The organism is Methylotuvimicrobium sp., assembly GCF_050611805.1.
In the GTDB taxonomy this organism is placed as follows: domain Bacteria; phylum Pseudomonadota; class Gammaproteobacteria; order Methylococcales; family Methylomonadaceae; genus Methylotuvimicrobium.
This window is the reverse complement of record NZ_JBNGHF010000004.1, coordinates 70,476-90,080: the sequence shown is the minus strand read 5'-3', so window position 1 is coordinate 90,080 and position 19,605 is coordinate 70,476. Positions and strand designations below refer to the sequence as shown.

Sequence of the window (19,605 nt, the reverse complement as noted above, 5' to 3'; positions counted from 1 at the left end):
TTTGACGGTTTTTCGGTCAAAAAGTAGTAGTTATTTATTCGCTCTATGATCGATGATTTCATCTACAACCGATGGGTCTGCCAGCGTAGAGGTATCGCCTAGGCTGTCGATTTCGTTCGAGGCGACTTTTCTTAAAATACGCCGCATGATTTTTCCTGAGCGCGTTTTCGGTAGGCCCGGTGCCCACTGAATGATATCGGGGTGGGCGATGGCTCCGATTTCTTTTCTGACCATATCGACCAATTCCTGCCTGAGAGTTTCGCTCGGTTCGACTCCGGCGTTCAGCGTAACATAAGCATAAATACCCTGGCCCTTGATAGGATGCGGGTAGCCCACCACGGCGGCTTCGGCGACGTCTTCATGCAAGACCAGCGCACTTTCGACTTCTGCGGTTCCCATGCGATGGCCCGAAACATTAATTACGTCATCGACACGGCCGGTGATCCAGTAATAACCGTCCCTGTCGCGGCGAGCGCCGTCGCCGGCAAAATAATAGCCCGGAAAATTTTTAAAATAGGTGTCGATAAAACGGTTGTGATCGCCGTAAATACTTCTGGCCTGGCCCGGCCACGGGCGGCTCAATACCAGAATGCCTTCCGCTTCGCCTTCGAGTACATTACCGGCATTGTCGAGAATTTCCGGTTTAACGCCGAAGAACGGCAGTGTCGCCGAGCCCGGTTTCAATGCTATGGCGCCGGGCAGCGGCGTGATTAAAATGCCCCCGGTTTCGGTTTGCCACCAGGTATCCATGATAGGACAGCGTTCGTTGCCGACGATGTGATAATACCATTCCCACGCTTCGGGATTGATCGGTTCGCCGACCGTGCCGAGGATTCTTAAACTACTGCGGTCGGTGCGATTGACGAAGTCGTTGCCTTGCGCCATCAAGGCGCGAATCGCAGTCGGTGCGGTATAGAAAATATTGACTTGGTGTTTATCGACGATGCGCCAAAATCGGTCGGGTTCGGGGTAGGTCGGAATACCTTCGAACATCAAAGTCGTCGCGCCGTTGCAGAGCGGTCCGTAAATGATATAAGAATGGCCGGTGACCCAGCCGATATCGGCGGTGCACCAATAAATATCGCCGTCGTGATAATCGAATACATATTTATGTGTCATCGCGGCGAATAATAAATATCCGCCCGTGGTGTGCAGTAGGCCCTTCGGTTTACCGGTAGAACCCGATGTGTAAAGAATGAATAACGGGTCTTCGGCAGATAGGGTTTCGGGCGGGCAGTTGTCCGATGCGTTTTTCATCGCTTCGTGATACCAAATATCGCGTTTCGGTGTCCACGGAATATCATTTCCGGTGTTTTTGATGACGATGACAGTTTTGACATTCGGACAATGCGATACCGCCTGGTCGACACTGGTTTTGAGCGGTATCTTTTTGCCGCCGCGAAGCCCTTCATCGGCGCAGATAACAGTGTGGCAGTCGGCGTCTTGTATGCGGTCGCGTAAAGATTCGGCGGAAAAACCGCCGAATACGATCGAGTGGACTGCGCCGATTCGGGCACAGGCCAGGGTGACGACAGCGGCTTCAACGATCATCGGCAGGTAAATACAGACCCGGTCGCCTTTTTTGACGCCTTGGCTTTTTAGAACATTGGCGAATTTGCAAACTTCTCGATGTAATTCGCGGTAGCTGATTTTTTTGTCTTGAGCGGGATCGTCGCTTTCCCAGATAATCGCAGTTTGGTCGCCTCGTGTGGCTAAATGCCGGTCTAAGCAATTGTAGCTGACATTGAGTTCGCCGCCTTCGAACCAGCGGATGTAGCCTTTCGAATAGTCGTAATCCATGACGTTATCCCAAGGCTTGAACCAGTCGAGAAATTGTTCGGCTTGTTCGGCCCAAAAGGATTCCGGTTCATCGATCGATTGTCTATAAAGTGTTTCATAGCGTTCCGGTGTAATGTGAGCTCGGGCTGACAGTTCGGGATCGACAGGATAGGTTTTCACTTCAGTCATGATGAGTCCTTATGTTCTTTAGACGTACAAGAGGCGTCAAGGTCGGCAGCGGGGCAAATAGCGGTCATCGTTGATAAATGCCCGGGTTGCCAATGGCTGATGGCCCAGTCCAATATTTCGGATAAAGACGCATCGGCCAGTTCTTGCGGCGGCGCTTGCTTTAGTAATTCCAGTAAACTAAATATAACACGCGACGGATGGTCGGTAGCAACAGGCCGAGCAAACGATTGCTTGCTGAGTTTGATGCCGTTCGAGTCGGTAATTAACGGAACATGCATATAGCTCGGTTGCTTAAAGTCCAGCTTTTGTTGCAGATAGGCCTGTTTGATCGTCGAGTCCAGTAGGTCGACACCGCGAACGATATCGGTAACGCCTTGTAGATGATCGTCGATGACGACCGTGAATTGATAGGAGAAGATCGCATCTTTTCTTCTTAAGATAAAGTCGCCGTGTTGGGTGGCGAGATTTTGGGACTGCGTGCCCTGCAAGCGATCGTTGAATGTCGAATGGATAGCCTCGACCCTAATGCGAACGGCATGAGGCGATTTTTCCGGAAAAGTTCGGTGTCGGCACAATCCGGGATAAATTGCGGAATGTTTTATCTCTGCGAGCGATTTACGGCTGCAGAGGCACGGATAAAGTAATTCTTGGTCTTTTAATAGATCGAGGTAGTAGCGGTAGTGTTCAAGATGGCGGCTTTGGTAATAAACATCGCCGTCCCAGGTTAAACCAAACCTTTCTAATGTCTTGAGTATCGAGTCGGCGGCGCCTGCGACATTGCGTGGCGTATCGATGTCGTCGATTCTAACCAGCCATTGTCCTTCTTGATTTCGAGCATCGAGAAAGCTTGCCAAGGCTGCATAAAGAGAGCCAAGATGAAGAGGGCCGGAAGGCGAGGGTGCGAACCGGCCGATATAGCGGGTGAGAACGGGTGAAGCCGGGGTTATCCCATTTGCTTTTCCCGAATTTCGTCGAGTGTTTTACAGTCGATGCACATCGTTGCGGTGGGGCGGGCCTCCAGTCGGCGTATACCGATTTCAATGCCGCAAGACTCGCAAAAACCGTAATCGCCCGATTCAATATCCTTTAACGCCTGATCGATTTTTCTAATCAGCTTGCGTTCGCGGTCGCGGGTCCTCAATTCCAGGCTAAACTCAGACTCTTGCGTCGCTCTATCGTTAGGATCGGGAAAATTCGCGGCATCGTCTTGCATATGATGCACAGTTCGATCCACTTCCTCCATTAAATTGGCTTTCCATTTATTGAGAATGCTTTCGAAATGACGAAGCTGGGCTTCGTTCATATACTCTTCGTCCGCTTTTTCTTGATAAGGTTTAAAACTGAAAGGTGAGGAATCAGTTTTATTGCTATCGCTCATCCGTTAACTCCCGGGAAGATTCAATTAAAAAACTGCGCATTTTTATCAGAACGGGAAGCGCATAGCAAGAATTATTGATATTATTTGTCAGTTTGTAATAAACCAAGAAAAAATGAATAAACAACCGGCGGATAGAACCGAAACAATTAGCGCTTTTTATGTCATGGCAATTTTAGAGCGCGCCAAGGAATTAGAACGGCAGGGCAGAGATGTCATTCATATGGAGATTGGCGAGCCTGATTTTTTGACGCCGCGAACTATTACCGATGCATCGATTGCTTATCTTGAGGCGGGGAATGTCAAATACACGCCTGCCGCCGGACTTTCAGAGCTTCGGGCAAGCATTGCAAAATTCTATCGCGATCGCTACGGCGTGACTGTCGATGACGAGCGAATTTCTATTACGCCGGGGGCGTCGGGCGCCTTTTTGCTGGCCTTGGGCGCGAGTCTCAATGCCGGCGAAAAAGTGCTGATGTCCGATCCTTGTTATCCGTGCAATAGCAATTTCGTTAAGTTTTTGGGGGGGCGAGCGCAAACGATTCCGGTCGATGCGTGCAGCGATTTTCAATTGAATTCGGCGTTGATCGAAAAACATTGGTCGAGCGACTGCAAAGGCGCGGTTATTGCATCGCCGTCGAATCCGACCGGTACAGTGATTGCTCCGGATGTTTTGCGGCAAGCGATCGAGACGGTCCATGAGCGTAACGGCGTGTTTTATTCCGATGAAATTTATCACGGTCTGGTTTACGACGGAAACGATGCTGTTAGCGCATTAGAGTACAGTCCCGATGTTTTTGTGATTAACAGTTTTTCAAAATATTTCGGCATGACCGGTTGGCGGGTCGGTTGGTTGATCGTGCCTGAAGCGTATGCTGAGGTAGTCGAAAAGCTTGCGCAAAATATTTTTATCGCGACGGCCAGTCATTCGCAATATGCGGCATTGGCGGCATTTGATACCGCGACTTTGGATGAATTGGAAAAGCGCCGATTAGAGTTTCAAAAAAGGAGAGATTTCCTCTACGGTCAGTTGCACGATTTGGGATTTATACTCCCGGCCAAGCCGGACGGCGCATTTTATATATATGCCGATTGTTCGCGTTTTACCGACGACAGTTACCGTTTCGCGTTGGATTTGCTCGAAGCCGAAGGTGTTGCTGTGACGCCAGGCAAGGATTTTGGTGTTAACCAAGCAGAGCGTTTCATACGCTTTGCTTATACTACGTCGATTGAAAGAATGGGCGAAGCGATGGCGCGTTTGGCGCGTTTTATTGGGGAAAAGTGAAAGGTTTAAGGTTTAAGGTTTAAGGTTTAAGGTTCAAGGGGAAAGAGGAAAGAGGAAAGAGGGTGCGCCATGGGCATGGCGCCAACTCAAGGAAAAAACGCGTCATTCCGCCATGGACTGACGGAATCCTTTAGCCGTAGGATGGGTAGCAGCGAAGCGGAAACCCATCGCTTTGTTTGAGCGCAGGTACGGTTGCGGTAACGCCGACATCAACCAACCCTGCGATTTGTCACAATGGCGCTCATGACTTTCCTGCCAATAGCGATTTAGCTGCGGCGGAGAGCGATGTTTAGGATTCGGTCATAAGTACTTCCCTATTTTTAATGCACGGTAAGCAGGTTCGGTTGCTCGATTGACAGGTGTCGGCGGCAGAGAAAGCCGCCGTCAAGCCTACACGGACGTATTCACGGCGTCCTATCAAGCGAGTTACCGAACCCGCTACAAAACTCATAGTTCCAGGAAGTTATTTTTCACGAAATCCTTACTCCCTTTTGATCGAAAAACCGCCGAAGAATAAAAGGTATGGGATGTGTCTATCAAGGACCGCCGTAAACCCATCCATGGGGGCTTGACGGCAGCAGTCCCTGCTGCCGACATCCTCGCTAGCCACACCCCATACCTTCATAAGGGTAACCATTTTTTGAGTATAAAGGGAGTAGCTTGATGCGTATAGGTTTATAACCCCGTCCGAAACGTTTCACCCTAGCCGACGCAAGTCGAAACATTGGAGACGGGTTAAATAACCCGTCTCGCAGAAGTGCTTTTTTGGGTCAAAGCTTTTTAACTTTCTCCAGCACCGCTTGTGCATGGCCTTCGGGGTTGACTCCGTATTCGACATCGGCCAAATTGCCTTGCTTATCGATAATAAACGTCGATCTGAAAATCGCCATGCTCTTGACGCCGTTTTTTTCTCTCTCGCGCCAGACGCCGTAACTTTCGCAGAGTTCTCCGCTGGTGTCGGCCAGTAAATCGACCTTGAGACCGAATTTATCTATAAACGCTCGATGGCTTTCGCAGTTATCCTTGCTGACGCCGATGACGACCGTATCGTATTCGGCGAATTCCGATGCCTTTTGAGTGAATTCATTGGCTTCTATCGTACAGCCGGGTGTATCGTCCTTTGGATAAAAATAAAGGACCACGTTCTTTTTGCCGAGATAATCGGACAGACTGACAGGTTGATCGTACTGATTAATCGATTGAAAATTCGGTGCTTTTTGCTGTGCTTCTAACATGAGATACCCCTGAATTTAAATTTGGTGGAATATACTTCGCGTATTGTAAGCAATACGTTTCGCGCCCAACTAGGATGCGCAGTGGCATCCTACGACTGATGATACTCGATAATCCGGTCGACTTCGCTTTTCGAACCAAGAATCAACGGAACGCGTTGATGTAGGCCCTTCGGTTGAACGTCGAGCATGCGCTCACGTCCGGTTGAACAGGCGCCGCCGGCTTGTTCGACGATAAAGGCGACCGGATTGGCTTCATACATCAAGCGCAATCTACCTGGCTTAGCAGGATCGCGCAAATCATAGGGATATAAAAATACGCCGCCGCGAGTTAAAATCCGGAAAACTTCGGCCACCAAGGATGCCACCCAGCGCATGTTGAAGCTTTTGCCGCGCGGGCCATTTTCGCCCGCCACGCATTCGTCTATATAACGTTTGACCGGCGCTTCCCAAAAGTGTTGGTTCGACATATTGATTGCGAATTCGGAGGTTTCGCTTGGAATGGTCATGTTTGGGTGTGTGAGGATAAACTCGCCGATGTCCTGGTCCAGCGTAAAGCCGTTGACGCCGTGACCGGTTGTTAAGATCATCATCGTTGACGGGCCGTATAAAACGAATCCGGCGCAGACTTGTTCGCTGCCTTTTTGTAAAAAATCGTCGAGTTGCGGCTCGTCGGTTCCGTTATAGCGCAAAATGGAAAAAATGGTTCCGACAGTCAAGTTGACGTCGATGTTGGAGGAGCCGTCCAGCGGATCGAATATCGCTAGGTATTTACCACGCGGATAATGATCGGGAATTCGGATGATGTCGTCGACTTCCTCGGAAGCCATACCCGATAGGTGTCCCGTCCAAATAAGCGAATCCACCATGATGTCGTTAGTGATGATGTCCAGTTTTTTCTGTACCTCGCCCTGTACGTTTTCCGAATCTGCGCTGCCCAGAACGCCGATTAAGTCTCCTCGATTAACTAGGTGCGATATCTGTTTGCAAGCTTTGACGATGTCGTTCAGTAATAATGTAAACGTTCCTGATACGCCAGGGAATTCGCGTTGTTGCTCGATGATGAATCGGGTTAGGGTAACATTTTTGGTCATGTTCTTTTGGTCTCCATTTGAGTAGGGTTATACCCATCGTAAATCAAAATTCGGCACCGGGGTGCCCGTCAACGGACGCCGTGAACCCAGCACCTAAATTCCATAGGCCTTTGGCAATAATTCAAAATCATGGCTTATTTAGGTGCTGGATGAATTATCCAAGGCAGTTAACCATAGACAATGCGCTATGGAATTTAGGTGCTGGGTGAATACATCCATGCTCTATGCCTGCTCCCTGCTGGTAAAGCCTTTACCGAGCACTTCGGCGCCTCCTTAGGCACTGCCGAAATTTGAAGTGCGAAAGGTATAAAACTCGTAAGCTACTGTCTGCCGCGTAATGTATTGTAGACTTTGAAAGACAGTATCGATAAAGCCAATAAAAATGTTATTGAATTAGCGAAGATAATAGCCTTGTCTGAAATCGACAACCCATAGATAAGCCAAAGTAAAACGCCGGTTGTAAAGAGGCTATACATGCTTAATGATAGCGATTCGGTATTGCGCGTTTTGAGCGTCAATAGTGCCTGAGGTAAAAAAGACAGGGTAGTGAGTGTCGCGGCAATATAACCGATGACTTCAGTTGTTATTTGCATGAATTTTATAGGATTTGCCGGTTAGCGGGTCGGCGTTAAAAACGTAATTATTCAGCCCCCAATCATTTTAGGACAATAAGCCTGGGAGCGCGGGCGTCCCGCCCTCGCTGAATGCGGCCAGGATGGCCGCATTACCAGGAAAATGTTCAAGGAGTATGAATAATTACTTAAAAACAGTTTATTATCGACATTATAGGTTTTTCGGTTCAGGTTCGAAACAACTTCTCGCGAAGTATGCTAATCCAAGGCTTCGAGCCAGGCGGTTTGGTATGGATACAAAACCAGTTCGGCGGTATTTTTATGGATTGCGGTACGTTCGATCAAATCCCGCCACAATCCTGACCCTTCGGGGCGGGGATGATTCGGCAAAGACATGGTTTGTCGTTGCGGTGTAATGTTGCTTACCACCAGGATACGTTGTCGATGATCCGGGCTAGTACGCCAAAATGAAAACAATGCCGGGCTATTGCTTAGCGTTTCCTGAGCCGCGTCCGGATGAAAGGCGGCTTGCCTTCTTCGGATACCAAGTAACCGTTTGAATTCATGGAATATAATCGCATTCGGGCTATGAGGGTTGTTCAACAAGTCCATCAATTCGCTATATTCCCATTTATGCCGGTTGATCGATCGCGTTTTGCCCGATTGCTCGACGCCATGATAATCATTAGCGGTTGCAATCAGGCTATTAATGTAAATGGCCGGAATCCCCTGCAACGATATCATGATGGTATGAACGCAAATAAATCGTTGAATCTGCCATTGATCCAGGCCTAAAGACGTACCTTTAAGGGCGTCGAACAACGCGATATTGATTTCGTAAGGTGCGGGGCGCCCATCCAAACCGGTGCGCGTGCTGACATAGCCGCCGTATTCGTGCATCGCATCGACCAAAACCTTGACTTCCTGCTCAGGCAATATGCCTTCCGCCGGACGTAGGCCAATGCCATCGTGAGATGCGATAAAATTTAAATAGGTGCAATTTTTTTGTGGGCGCGGCATATCCTTGGCCCAACGGGTTAAGTAATGCGAGTTGCCCTGGTACAGAGCATGCAATAATAGCGGTGGTAGCGTGAATTGATAGACCATGTGTGCTTCGTCGCTATTGCCGAAATAGCTTAGATTCTCGCCGTTCGGTACATTGGTTTCGGTGATCAATACCGTGCCGGGTGCAATTAGATCGACAATGTCGCGTATTAACTTGACGATTTCGTGCGTTTCGCGCAAGTTGATACAGCGGGTTTCCAATTTTTTCCATAGAAACGCGACCGCATCCAGACGAATGAATCGGGAGCCTTTTTGGATATACAACAGCAAGATGTCGATGAATTCGAACAACACGTCGGGATTGGCGAAGTTGACGTCGATTTGGTCTTCGCCGAATGTCGCCCAAACATAGCGTAAGCCCTGATGGGTATGAGCAGGCACTAGCACCGGCGTGCTGCGCGGACGCACGACTGAGCTAACATCGGTATTTTCCGGCAATTCGATAAAATAATCGCAGGCCGGTTTTTTATGACTGAGGTAATCGATAAACCAAAGATTTTCGCGGGAAACATGATTGATCACCAAGTCGGTCATCAAGCTAAAGTCAAGCGCAAGGCGCTCAATGTCCCGCCAGTCGCCTAATTGAGGATCGACCGTTTTGTAGTCGATCACTGCAAAACCATCGTCGGAACTAAACGGAAAATAAGGCAAAACATGTATGCTATTGATGCAATCTTTTAGATGGAGTAATGAAAATTCGTAGAGCGTCGCTAAAGGTTTTGCGTCGGTTTGCCGGATGTTATCGCCGTAGGTGATCAGAATGACATCCTGCTCGTTCCAATATTCGGTAAGAGGTTGCGCCTTCGGGACCGAAAAATGCTGCATACGGTCGAGTAAACGGTTCATCAAGTCTTTCGTACGTTCTTCGCCGTAAAGAAATATAAGCCGTGATTCCGCGCGTTGCGTGAACCAAAAAGGAAATTCTTGGATAATGGATTGAGATTTCGCCACGCTTTCACCTGTTTCAGTTAACTATCTTTTCCGTCTCTGCGGGACGGGTTGTTTAACCCGTCCCTCCAAATCGAATGTGCGGTTCCGATTTTAATCAAGTTTAAAAAATCATTGTTGCTTAATATTATCTATGTAAGCAGTATTCATGCCTGCGGCCGAACAAATAAAATGGTTAATTATTTGCACTAAAATTGTGCGTTAATAGTTATCGTGCTCTATTTTAGGGATATGATAAATAAAATTCCGGTCGCATCGATGTCAATAGGTTTTTTGCGATCGGAAAAGTTTGCGTTTCATCTGTTTAATGCAGGCTCATTTTATTGAACATTGATGGTGTCCACGCATCTATTGTTTAGGAACGAGCATGAAATAACTTCGACAACTTCTGGGAGGGGGGCCGGTGGCTCGATTGACAGGCGTCGGCGGCAGGGATAGCCTCCGTCGAGCCTACATGGATGTATTCACGGCGTCCTGTCAAGCGAGTCGCCGAACCACCACAATGCCTAAAACTTGTAGAAGTAAATTTGTGCATATTCCTTAACTATTTTTGAGTATAAAGGGAGTAGCATTAAATAACTTCGGCAACTGTTGGAAGGAAGTTCGGTGGCTCGATTGGCAGGTGTCGGCGGTGATGTATTTCAATAGGTTATAGACTTCGAGTAACCCTTAAGGATTGCAAAAATTTTTGCAAAGGCATAGCAAGCTATTGAATTAACTTCTTATTCTTCATGATCTTCATGGTGAAATGCTTTTTCTAGGGTTAACAATATTTCACTTTCAAGAGCGCATTCCGTACAATCAATATTAGCATTTAATTATAGACTGACTCATTGCTTCGGAGACTCGCCATGATTTTTAGACAACTTTTTGAACCCGATACCTTTACCTACAGCTATCTGCTGGGTTGCGAACGTACCCGAAAAGCCATTATTATCGATTCGGTCGAAAGCGAAGCCGATATGTACATGGAATTATTGGACGATTTGGATTTAACGCTGATCAACACCCTTGAAACACACGTTCATGCCGACCACATTACCGCGGCCGGCCTGTTGAGAGATAGGGTGGGCAGCAAAAGCATCGTACATCGCGATGCTGGAGCGATGTGCGCAGATTTGCTCGTTACCGACGGCGTGGAATTGCAGGTCGGCGATATCGAAATCAAAGTTCTGCATACGCCAGGCCATACTTCAGGTTGCGTCAGTTATGTTATCGGCGACCGGGTATTTACCGGCGATGCCTTGCTTATCAACGGCTGCGGACGCACGGATTTTCAGGAAGGCGATGCCGCTACCCTATACGACAGTATTACTAAAAAATTGTTTTCGTTGCCGCCCGACACGCTGGTATTTCCCGCTCATGATTACAACGGTAAAACCGTTTCGACGATACGCCAGGAGATCGATTCGAATGCTCGGCTCGGCGCAGGCAAAAGCAAGGCCGAGTTCATCACTATCATGCATAATCTGGATTTACCGTACCCTAAGTATATCGATGAAGCGCTGCCGGCCAATCAGGCCTGCGGTCAACCGGGCAGAGATGCTTTGATTCGGCAGGGTTAATCATGTATTTGCTGATCGCACTGGCGATACTGATCGGTATTCTGCTCGGTTTGTTGGGCGGCGGCGGTTCGATTTTGACCGTGCCGGTGCTGGTTTACTTTGCCGGTTTGGAGGCAAAAGAGGCGATCGTCACTTCTTTGGTCGTGGTCGGTTTGACTAGCATCATTGCGGTAATCAATCATGCTCGGCATGGGTTCGTGTGCTGGAAAACCGGTTTCACGTTCGGTGCGGCCGGTATGGCCGGCGCTTTTTTGGGCGGGCGCAGTTCCGCTTTTATTCCCGATCCGATTTTGTTGGTCCTGTTTGCTGTCGTGATGATTGCTGCTTCGTTTTCAATGTTAAGGGGAAAGCGCGTGGCATCCGAAACTGCCGTAGAGGAGGCCGATGCCACGAAAAACCTTTGCCCGATTCATTTGCCGGTCATGGCGATTTTGTTCGACGGGTTTTTGGTTGGGTTCGTGACCGGCTTGGTTGGCGTCGGCGGCGGCTTTTTACTGGTTCCGGCATTGAACTTTTTGGCCGGTCTGCCGATGCACGCCGCGATCGGCACTTCCTTATTCATCATCGTGCTGCAAGCCGGCGCAGCGTTGGCGGGGCATGCCGATCACATGCATCTCGATGTGGAATTAACTGCATTGTTCGCAGGTTTTGCAATACTCGGTAGTCTAATCGGTAGCTTTGCTTCCAGCAAAATCGACGGCCGTTATCTAAAACCGGTCTTTGGCTTGTTCGTTTTGGGACTGGGCAGTTTTATTTTGTATCGTGAAACGGATATGGCCTTGATCGAGCAAATCCGTCAGCTAGCCCAAAAACACCAAGATTTTCTATTCGGCGGCTTGGCTATGGTAGCTATTATGCTTTTCTACCGGCTTTGGCTTTTTCTGCATTCATTTCGAAGTGAAAAATGATGACAAAATTACTGATTGCCGGTTACGGCGATATCGGCGCTAGGCTCGCCTCGATTCTCGATAGAAAGCATTATCAAGTTTTCGGCCTTAAAAGAAATCCACCTTTAAGCGATGCCGGTGGAACCCGTTTTCTCAAAGCCGACCTGACTCGGCCGGAAGATCTCGAACGGCTCGATTGCGATTTCGATCAGGTACTTTACTTACCAACGCCCGGCGGACGCGATGCTGAAGCCTATCGTGCCGTTTTCGATACGGCATTAAACAATCTGATACAACGGTTTAAAGCCGACGGCCGCATGCCGCAATGGTTTTTTGTTTCATCCACCGGCGTTTACGGGCAAACAGCCGGGGAATGGGTGGATGAATCTTCGGATGCCCAACCGAATTCCGTAACCGGGCAAATCATCCGTAAGGCCGAGCAAACGCTATTGGAGCATGATTCCAGCGCGGTCGTCGTGCGGTTTTCCGGTATTTACGGCCCGGGTAGAGAACGCCTTTTACACATGGCGTCGCGGCAAGCCGCCATTCAAGCCGACCCGCCTTATTACACGAACCGAATCCACCAAGATGATTGTGCGGCTGTGTTGGCTTTTTTAATGAAAAAGCACATTGAAGGAGAGCGTCTCGACAATCTTTATTTGGCCAGTGACGACAATCCCGCGCCAATGTGGGACGTGATTTCATGGCTCGCTCAACAAATGAACAGCCAGCCGCCGATTGCAAAACCTGCCGATAATGTTCCGGATCAAAATAAACGATGTCGGAATAGTCGCTTGAAGACCTTGGGATTCCGGTTTAAATATCCGACTTATCGGGAGGGTTATGGGGAGATGTTTAATTTAGGTTAAAGGTTAAAGGTTAAAGGGGAAAGAGGAACGGTGGATGGGTTCCTTTGTGGGAGCGATCCCCTGATCGCGATTTCGAAGTCGAGCGTGTTAAGCAGCAATAAATGGTATCGAAGACTCATTGGCTAAGATTCACTGCCATCAAGTTAAGGACTTTTCCGTTCGCCCTGAGCCCTTCGGCTCTCCTGAGCTTAGCCGAAGGGCTCACCACGAATGGCTTAACTTAATGGCAGTGCCCCCGGTGCCTCCATACGCTAATGCCGAAATTTGAAGCATGAAAGGTATATGTTATTGAATTTTGCTGTTTCCCAAGCACTATGGAAAATGCTCCCCGGAAGCTCCCTCTTCGACAAGCTCAGGGCAAGAGCTTCCTGAGACCGATACAACCTCAATCAACCCCGACTCGCTCGTTCAATCTTTCTTGATTGTCGGGAAGCTAGAGCTTCCTGAACAGGTTACCCAAGCTGGAGCTTGGGTAACAGCATATTTTAGTTTTTGCGACTACCACTGCTCCCCTGCTCGGACACTTGGCTTCGGCAAGCTGAAGCATCTTGCTAATCAGGTTATTTTTTATGCCTGATCTTTATCAAGCACAGCCATGGTTTCCCGGGCAATTTGCAATTCTTCGTCAGTGTTAATGACTAGAATACGGGTTCGACTTTCGGCATGCCCGATTTCGGCGATAGCTCCGGTCACGCCGCTATTGGCCACTTCATCAATGGCGATGCCCAGACGCGACAGGCCTTCGCACGCTAAACGGCGTACTTCGGCCGCGTTTTCGCCGACGCCGCCGGTAAAAACCAGAGCGTCGACTTCGCCGAGTACCGCGTAGTAAGAGCCAATATATTTCTTGATTCGATAGCAATACAGATCGAGAGCCAAGCGGGCTCGTTCATCGCCTGCATTTTTTTGTTCGAGCACGGTTCTTAAGTCGTTGGTGCCGCACAAACCTTTTAAGCCGGATTCGCGGTTCAAGGCCCGGTCGATAACGTTCGCCTCGGTATTTTCGGTTTGTTCGACAAATAGCGGTATTGCCGGGTCCAAATCGCCGCTACGCGTGCCCATCACCAAACCTTCCAGCGGCGTAAACCCCATCGACGTATCGACGGAGCGGCCGTTTGCAATCGCCGTTGCACTCGCGCCATTGCCCAAATGCAAAGTAATCAGATGGCTGCAATCGAAAGGTTTGTCGATAAACTCGGCGGCTCGTCTCGCCACATAATGATGAGAGGTGCCATGAAAACCGAATCGGCGTATGCCGTAATCGCTGTACCATGTTTCCGGAATCGCATAACGATAGGCGTGAGGCGGCATCGTTTGGTGAAATGCCGTATCGAATACCGCCACCTGAGGTACGCCCGGGAAATGAGCCAAGCAACTCACGATGCCAAGCAAGTTAACCGGATTATGCAGCGGCGCTATTCGGCAGAGCGCGCGTATCGACTCGATCGTATCGTCATCGACCAAGGCAGGACCGGAGAACCGATCGCCGCCATGCACGACGCGGTGGCCTATTGCATCGACCGAGCAATTTCCGCCCAAAATCTCGAAGACTGCCTTAAAGGCTTGGTGATGATCGGCAGCGGCGACCGACTGCTTGATTTCATTTAAACGACCCGAGTCGCCGGCGGTTTTATGAATGATCCGGCTTTCCTGTTCTCCGATGCGTTCCAGCAAGCCGTCTGCCAGTACCTGTTCTTGCGGCAGAGCAATCAATCGATACTTGATTGAGGAACTGCCGCTGTTGATAACGAGAATGTTGCCCTTTGGTATCGTCATATCCTTAAAATGATTTTGGTGAACGCCGTTTTACAAATAAAAATCAAAAATAGACATTTGCCGTTTCTATTAAAACGGCCATTGCCAACCGGTGATTTCGGGTTTATCGGTGCCGTGTTTATGCGCATAACGAAGATTCTCGATGATTTCGTTTTTCATACGCTCCTTGAGATGGGCCGCTCTGATTTGCAATTTCGGAACCCGATCGATCACATCGATGACTAAATTGAAGCGATCGACTTCGTTCAGAATCGCAAGCTCCATCGGCGTATTGATATTGCCGCGCTCCTTATAGCCGCGCACATGCAGATTTTCATGATTCTTGAAGCGATAGGCCAGTTTATGGATCAACCAAGGATAGCCGTGGAAATTGAAAATGACCGGCTTATCGACCGTGAACAGGCTGTCGAATTCGCGATGACTCAAGCCGTGGGGGTGCTCGGTATTCGGTTGTAATTTGAATAAATCGACCACATTGACAAAGCGGACTTTAAGATCGGGCAAATGTTCGCGCAAAATGGCCGTGGCCGCCAACGCTTCTAGGGTTGCGACATCGCCGCAGCAAGCCATGACTACGTCCGGGGCTTCGCCCTGGTCGTTGCTAGCGCGTTCCCATAGACCGACGCCCTTGGTGCAATGAACAACGGCTTCTTCAATCGTCAAAAACTGAAGATGTTTTTGCTTGTCCGCGACAATGACGTTGATATAGTCGGTCGAGCGCAGGCAATGATCGGCGACCGACAGCAGGGTGTTCGCATCGGGCGGCAAATAAACGCGGGTTACCGACGGGCTTTTGTTCGTAACCAGATCGATGAAGCCGGGGTCTTGATGTGAGAATCCGTTATGATCCTGGCGCCACACGGTCGATGACAACAAGATATTTTGCGAAGACACCTTCGCTCGCCATGGCACATGGTTTTTGCTGGTGTCGAGCCATTTTGCATGTTGGTTGAACATCGAATCGACGACATGGGCGAAGGCTTCGTAAGTATGGAAAAAGCCGTGCCGTCCGGTCAGCAAGTAGCCTTCGAGCCATCCAACCAGGGTATGTTCGGAGAGCATTTCCATGACGCGTCCGTCCCGGCTCAATTCTCCGCCGTCTTCGTCTTCGGGTAAAAAATCCGCCATCCAAGTCTTTTTAGAAGCGCCATAGACCGCTTGCAAGCGGTTTGATGCGGTTTCGTCCGGACCGAAAATCCGGAAATTGTTCATGTTGTTCTTGAGAACGTCCCGTAAAAATTCGCCCAGCGGCTTGGTGTTTTCGTGTTCGACTTGTCCGAGCCGGTTGACTTCGACCGCATAATCGCGAAAGTCGGGTAATTTGAGCGCCTTGCGCAATAAGCCGCCGTTGGCGTGAAGATTGGCGCTCATTCGGCGCTGGCCTTGTGGGGATAGTTCTTTGAGTTCTTCCACTAGGCGGCCGTTGTCGTCGAATAGCTCTTCCGGTCGATAGCTTTGCAGCCATTCCTCCAGTAAGCGCAAGCCGGACGAACTGGTGCCTGCGTCGGCAAAGGGCACTTGATGAGATCGCCACGAGCCTTCGGATTGATGGCCGTTGATTGTTTTCGGTCCGGTCCAGCCTTTCGGAGACCGTAACACGATCATCGGCCAACGCGGACGCTCTGCGATTCCGCTTTCTCGGGCGGACTTTTGAATGGTTTTGATTTCGGCGATGGCTTCATCCACGACGGAAGCCATTTTTTGATGCATTTCGGCCGGATCGCTGCCTTCGACGAAATAGGGGCGGTAACCGTAACCAATAAACATGGCCTCCAGTTCTTCGTGACTGATGCGGGCGAGGATTGTCGGATTGGCGATTTTGTAGCCATTCAGGTTGAGAATCGGTAAGACCGCGCCGTCGCGTATCGGATTCAAGAATTTATTCGAATGCCAAGCAGTCGCCAACGGGCCCGTTTCCGCTTCGCCGTCGCCGACCACACAGGCGACGATCAAATCCGGATTATCGAAAGCCGCGCCGTAGGCATGTGCGAGACTGTAGCCCAATTCGCCGCCTTCATGGATCGAGCCGGGCGTTTCCGGCGTGACATGCGAGCCGATCTGGCCCGGGAAGGAAAATTGTTTGAAGAATTTACGCATGCCTTCCGTGTCTTCGCTTTTATCGGGATAGACCTCGGAATAAGTGCCTTCCAAGTAACTTGGCCCTAAAACGCCGGGGGCTCCATGACCGGGACCGGCGATAAAAATCACATCGAGCTCGTCACGTTTGATCAAACGATTGAGATGCGCCCAGGCAAACGACAACGCGGGACTGGCTCCCCAGTGGCCTAATAAACGATGTTTGACGTGTTCGGTCGACAAGGGTTCTTTCAGGAGAGGATTGGCTCGGAGATAAATCATGCCGACCGACAAATAATTGCAGGCGCGCCACCAAGCATCGATTTTTCTTAATTCTTCGGCATCGAGAGTGCCGGAAATAGATAATGATTCATCAGTGCTCATAGAGTTTCTCCTAAGGTTTAGGGTTGTCCGAAAATTTCAGGAAACAGAGATTCAACTCATTTTTCAGGTTCACGGCTACAATATAACGCAGATGTGACCGCAATGTGACCGTTTTGATGTATCGTGCGTCGAATGTTCGCTATGAATTTTCTGTCTGAAGCATCCTGCTCGATGCTTTGTAAAAGTCCGTTTCATGGATTAAATGGAATAGTCTACAATGCATCATTTACATAATTCACAGGAACGCGAGGTATGCGGTAGCGTTGCTGTCTGATGAGAATTTTAGTTGGCACTATGAAAAAATTAAAATGTGCGGTTATTGGAACCGGTTATCTCGGAAAGTTTCATGCCGAGAAATATGCAGCGCTGCCCGACTGCGAATTGACGGCAGTCGTCGATATCAACGAAACGGCCGCGCGTAATGTCGCTGAAAAACATGGTGCAAGGGCCTTGACCAAATATCAGTCTTTGTTGGGTCAGGTCGATGCGGTCAGTATCGTTGTGCCGACAACCTTGCATCATCGGGTTGCCAAAGATTTTCTCGAGGCCGGCGCGCATGTGTTGGTCGAAAAGCCGATTACCGTGACGGTCGATGAAGCCGATGACTTAATCGCCATTGCCGAGCGTAACAAAGTCATTCTGCAAGTCGGTCATCTGGAACGCTTTAACCCGGCTGTACTAGGTCTTGGGCAGGCGGAGGAAAAACCCCTATTTATCGAATCGCACCGCTTGTCTCCATTCAATCCGCGCGCCAACGATGTTAGCGTCGTGCTGGATCTGATGATTCACGACATCGATATTATTTTGGCTTTGGTCGATTCCGAAGTCGAGCGAATCGATGCGAGCGGTACGGCGGTGCTGACTTCCGATATCGATATCGCCAATGCCAGGTTGGTGTTTAAGAGCGGTTGCGTCGCCAATGTTACGGCCAGCCGGATTAGTATGAAAATGGAACGTAAAATGCGTATGTTCAGACCGAGTTCTTATATATCGGTCGATTTCCAAAATCGGGTGCTGACCAAGCATAAAACGGGACCGAAAGAAATGTTCCCCGGAATCCCTGAGATATTGACCGAAGAGTCGGTGTTCGAAAACGGCGATGCGCTGCTTGAAGAAATCAAACATTTCGTCAATTGTATCCATTCAGGAAGCAACCCGCTGGTGTCTGGTGAGGCTGGTAGACGCGCATTGGCGACAGCATTGGCAATTTCCAAGGCGTTGAATAAATAACAGTAAGATGGTAATTATTCACACCCCCTATCGTTCCCACGCAGAGCGTGGGAACGATAATTTCCGGGTGACTGAATAGTTACGCAAGATGGGCGCGCAGATTTTTGTCCGGTCTATTCGGCCTGAGCGATTCAAGTTAAAAAAAATTTATAGTTCTACAAAGAGGCGTTAATCGACATGATCCCTATGGTAAATTTGAAGGCCCAATATGCCGAAATCAAAGATGAAATCGAGCAAGGGCTTGCGCAAACGATTGAAAATTGTTCCTTCATATTGGGGCCGAATGTTCAAGGTTTCGAGAAGGAAGCGGCCGATTATTTAGGGGTTAAGCATGCCATCGGCGTGGCTTCAGGAACCGATGCGCTGCATTTGGCGCTGGCCGCCGAAGGCATCGGCGCCGGCGATGAAGTGATTACGACGGCTTTCACATTCATTGCCACGGCCGAGGCGATCTGCTATGTCGGTGCAAAACCGGTCTTCGTCGATATCGATCCGCGCACGTTCAATATCGACCCGGAAGCGATCGAGCAGGCGATCACGCCGAAAACCAAGGCCTTGATGCCGGTACATTTGTTCGGACAGCCGGCCGATATGGCAAGAATCAAAGAAATTTGCGCCAAGCATCATCTGAAATTGATTGAAGATTGCGCGCAATCGTTCGGTGCGCGCATCGACGACAAACAAACCGGCAGTATCGGTAATGCGGCCGGGTTTAGCTTTTTTCCGAGTAAAAATCTCGGCGCATTCGGCGACGGAGGCCTGGTCACGACGAATTCGGACGAGACTGCCGCGAAAGTCAAAATGCTGCGCAATCACGGCTCCGATGTACGCTATTATCACGATGTGATCGGCTATAACAGCCGGCTCGACGACATGCAGGCCGTGATTCTGCGCGTCAAATTGAAACGCATCGAACAATATAATCAAGGCCGCCGCCGCGCCGCTCACTTGTATTCGAAATTAATGGCCGATTTGCCGTTGACCGTGCCTTACGAAGACGGCTTGGGCGAGCATGTCTACCATCAATACACATTATTATGCGATCGGCGCGATGACGTGTTGAAAGCCTTGCAAGATAAGCAAATCGGCTGTGCGATCTATTATCCGGTGCCCTTGCACCGGCAAAATGTCTTCAAAGAAGCCTATGCCGATGTGTCGCTGCCGGTAACCGAATCGGTTGCCGCGAATTGCATGGCGCTGCCGATTTGTCCGAATTTGTCGGATGAAAACATCGAAACCATCGTCGGCGTGATTCGTTCCGTGCTGACGGCTTGATCAA

General features: G+C 49.5%; 15 protein-coding genes. 6 read left to right on the top strand and 9 right to left on the bottom strand.

Annotated elements, in window-relative coordinates:
• Positions 1 to 30 precede the first annotated feature (30 nt).
• From acs to dksA, 3 genes are read right to left on the bottom strand one after another with little or no spacing between them, the layout of a single operon-like run.
• Complete coding sequence (acs, locus tag ACRJJO_RS03515; RefSeq protein WP_431064540.1) at positions 31 to 1,968, bottom strand: acetate--CoA ligase; 1,938 nt, start codon at positions 1,966 to 1,968, stop codon at positions 31 to 33.
• The gene (gene gluQRS, locus ACRJJO_RS03510) at positions 1,965 to 2,882 is read right to left on the bottom strand and encodes a tRNA glutamyl-Q(34) synthetase GluQRS (RefSeq protein ID WP_431064615.1); all 918 of its coding nucleotides are present in this window, start codon (positions 2,880 to 2,882) and stop codon (positions 1,965 to 1,967) included. Before gluQRS ends, acs begins: the two co-directional genes overlap by 4 nt.
• A gap of 29 nt (positions 2,883 to 2,911) precedes the next feature.
• Positions 2,912 to 3,346 carry an RNA polymerase-binding protein DksA gene (dksA, locus tag ACRJJO_RS03505; protein ID WP_404360345.1) on the bottom strand — a complete coding sequence of 145 codons (435 nt, stop codon included), beginning with the start codon at positions 3,344 to 3,346 and terminating at the stop codon, positions 2,912 to 2,914.
• A 112-nt stretch (positions 3,347 to 3,458) separates the two neighbouring features.
• Here dksA and ACRJJO_RS03500 point away from each other — a divergent pair, with 112 nt between their 5' ends.
• Positions 3,459 to 4,628 (top strand): aminotransferase class I/II-fold pyridoxal phosphate-dependent enzyme, encoded by a 1,170-nt coding sequence (locus ACRJJO_RS03500; RefSeq protein ID WP_431064539.1) that lies wholly within the window; start codon positions 3,459 to 3,461, stop codon positions 4,626 to 4,628.
• 770 nt (positions 4,629 to 5,398) lie between these two features.
• Here ACRJJO_RS03500 and ACRJJO_RS03495 read toward each other — a convergent pair.
• From ACRJJO_RS03495 to ACRJJO_RS03480, 4 genes are all read right to left on the bottom strand, one after another.
• On the bottom strand, positions 5,399 to 5,863 hold the full coding sequence (locus tag ACRJJO_RS03495; RefSeq protein ID WP_431064538.1) for a peroxiredoxin: 465 nt from the start codon (positions 5,861 to 5,863) through the stop codon (positions 5,399 to 5,401).
• 89 nt (positions 5,864 to 5,952) lie between these two features.
• Positions 5,953 to 6,954, bottom strand: coding sequence for a class 1 fructose-bisphosphatase (locus tag ACRJJO_RS03490; RefSeq protein ID WP_431064537.1), 1,002 nt, complete (start codon positions 6,952 to 6,954; stop codon positions 5,953 to 5,955).
• Between the two features lie 320 nt (positions 6,955 to 7,274).
• The gene (locus ACRJJO_RS03485) at positions 7,275 to 7,547 is read right to left on the bottom strand and encodes a SemiSWEET transporter (protein ID WP_431064536.1); all 273 of its coding nucleotides are present in this window, start codon (positions 7,545 to 7,547) and stop codon (positions 7,275 to 7,277) included.
• A 237-nt stretch (positions 7,548 to 7,784) separates the two neighbouring features.
• The gene (locus tag ACRJJO_RS03480; RefSeq protein WP_431064535.1) at positions 7,785 to 9,542 is read right to left on the bottom strand and encodes a sugar phosphorylase; all 1,758 of its coding nucleotides are present in this window, start codon (positions 9,540 to 9,542) and stop codon (positions 7,785 to 7,787) included.
• A gap of 848 nt (positions 9,543 to 10,390) precedes the next feature.
• Between ACRJJO_RS03480 and ACRJJO_RS03475 the strand changes: the two genes are divergently transcribed.
• The 3 genes from ACRJJO_RS03475 to ACRJJO_RS03465 are packed head-to-tail and all read left to right on the top strand — an operon-like array spanning position 10,391 to position 12,860.
• Positions 10,391 to 11,104, top strand: coding sequence for an MBL fold metallo-hydrolase (locus ACRJJO_RS03475; protein WP_431064534.1), 714 nt, complete (start codon positions 10,391 to 10,393; stop codon positions 11,102 to 11,104).
• 2 nt (positions 11,105 to 11,106) lie between these two features.
• A complete protein-coding gene (locus tag ACRJJO_RS03470; protein ID WP_431064533.1) occupies positions 11,107 to 12,012 on the top strand; it encodes a sulfite exporter TauE/SafE family protein in 906 nt (301 codons plus the stop codon).
• Entirely contained in the window at positions 12,009 to 12,860 is an 852-nt protein-coding gene (locus tag ACRJJO_RS03465) for a sugar nucleotide-binding protein (RefSeq protein ID WP_431064532.1), read from the top strand. The genes ACRJJO_RS03470 and ACRJJO_RS03465 overlap by 4 nt, the downstream gene beginning before the upstream one ends.
• Before the next feature lie 567 nt (positions 12,861 to 13,427).
• Here ACRJJO_RS03465 and ACRJJO_RS03460 read toward each other — a convergent pair.
• Entirely contained in the window at positions 13,428 to 14,636 is a 1,209-nt protein-coding gene (locus tag ACRJJO_RS03460; RefSeq protein WP_431064531.1) for an acetate/propionate family kinase, read from the bottom strand.
• A 69-nt stretch (positions 14,637 to 14,705) separates the two neighbouring features.
• Positions 14,706 to 17,096, bottom strand: a complete 2,391-nt coding sequence (locus ACRJJO_RS03455) for a phosphoketolase family protein (RefSeq protein WP_431064530.1) — start codon at positions 17,094 to 17,096, stop codon at positions 14,706 to 14,708.
• Positions 17,097 to 17,390: 294 nt separating this feature from the next.
• Between ACRJJO_RS03455 and ACRJJO_RS03450 the strand changes: the two genes are divergently transcribed.
• Together ACRJJO_RS03450 and ACRJJO_RS03445 are read left to right on the top strand one after the other, a co-directional pair.
• Positions 17,391 to 18,326: a Gfo/Idh/MocA family oxidoreductase gene (locus ACRJJO_RS03450; RefSeq protein ID WP_431064529.1), complete on the top strand. Its 936-nt coding sequence runs from the start codon at positions 17,391 to 17,393 to the stop codon at positions 18,324 to 18,326.
• A 177-nt stretch (positions 18,327 to 18,503) separates the two neighbouring features.
• Complete coding sequence (locus tag ACRJJO_RS03445) at positions 18,504 to 19,601, top strand: DegT/DnrJ/EryC1/StrS family aminotransferase (protein ID WP_431064528.1); 1,098 nt, start codon at positions 18,504 to 18,506, stop codon at positions 19,599 to 19,601.
• Positions 19,602 to 19,605 lie beyond the last annotated feature (4 nt).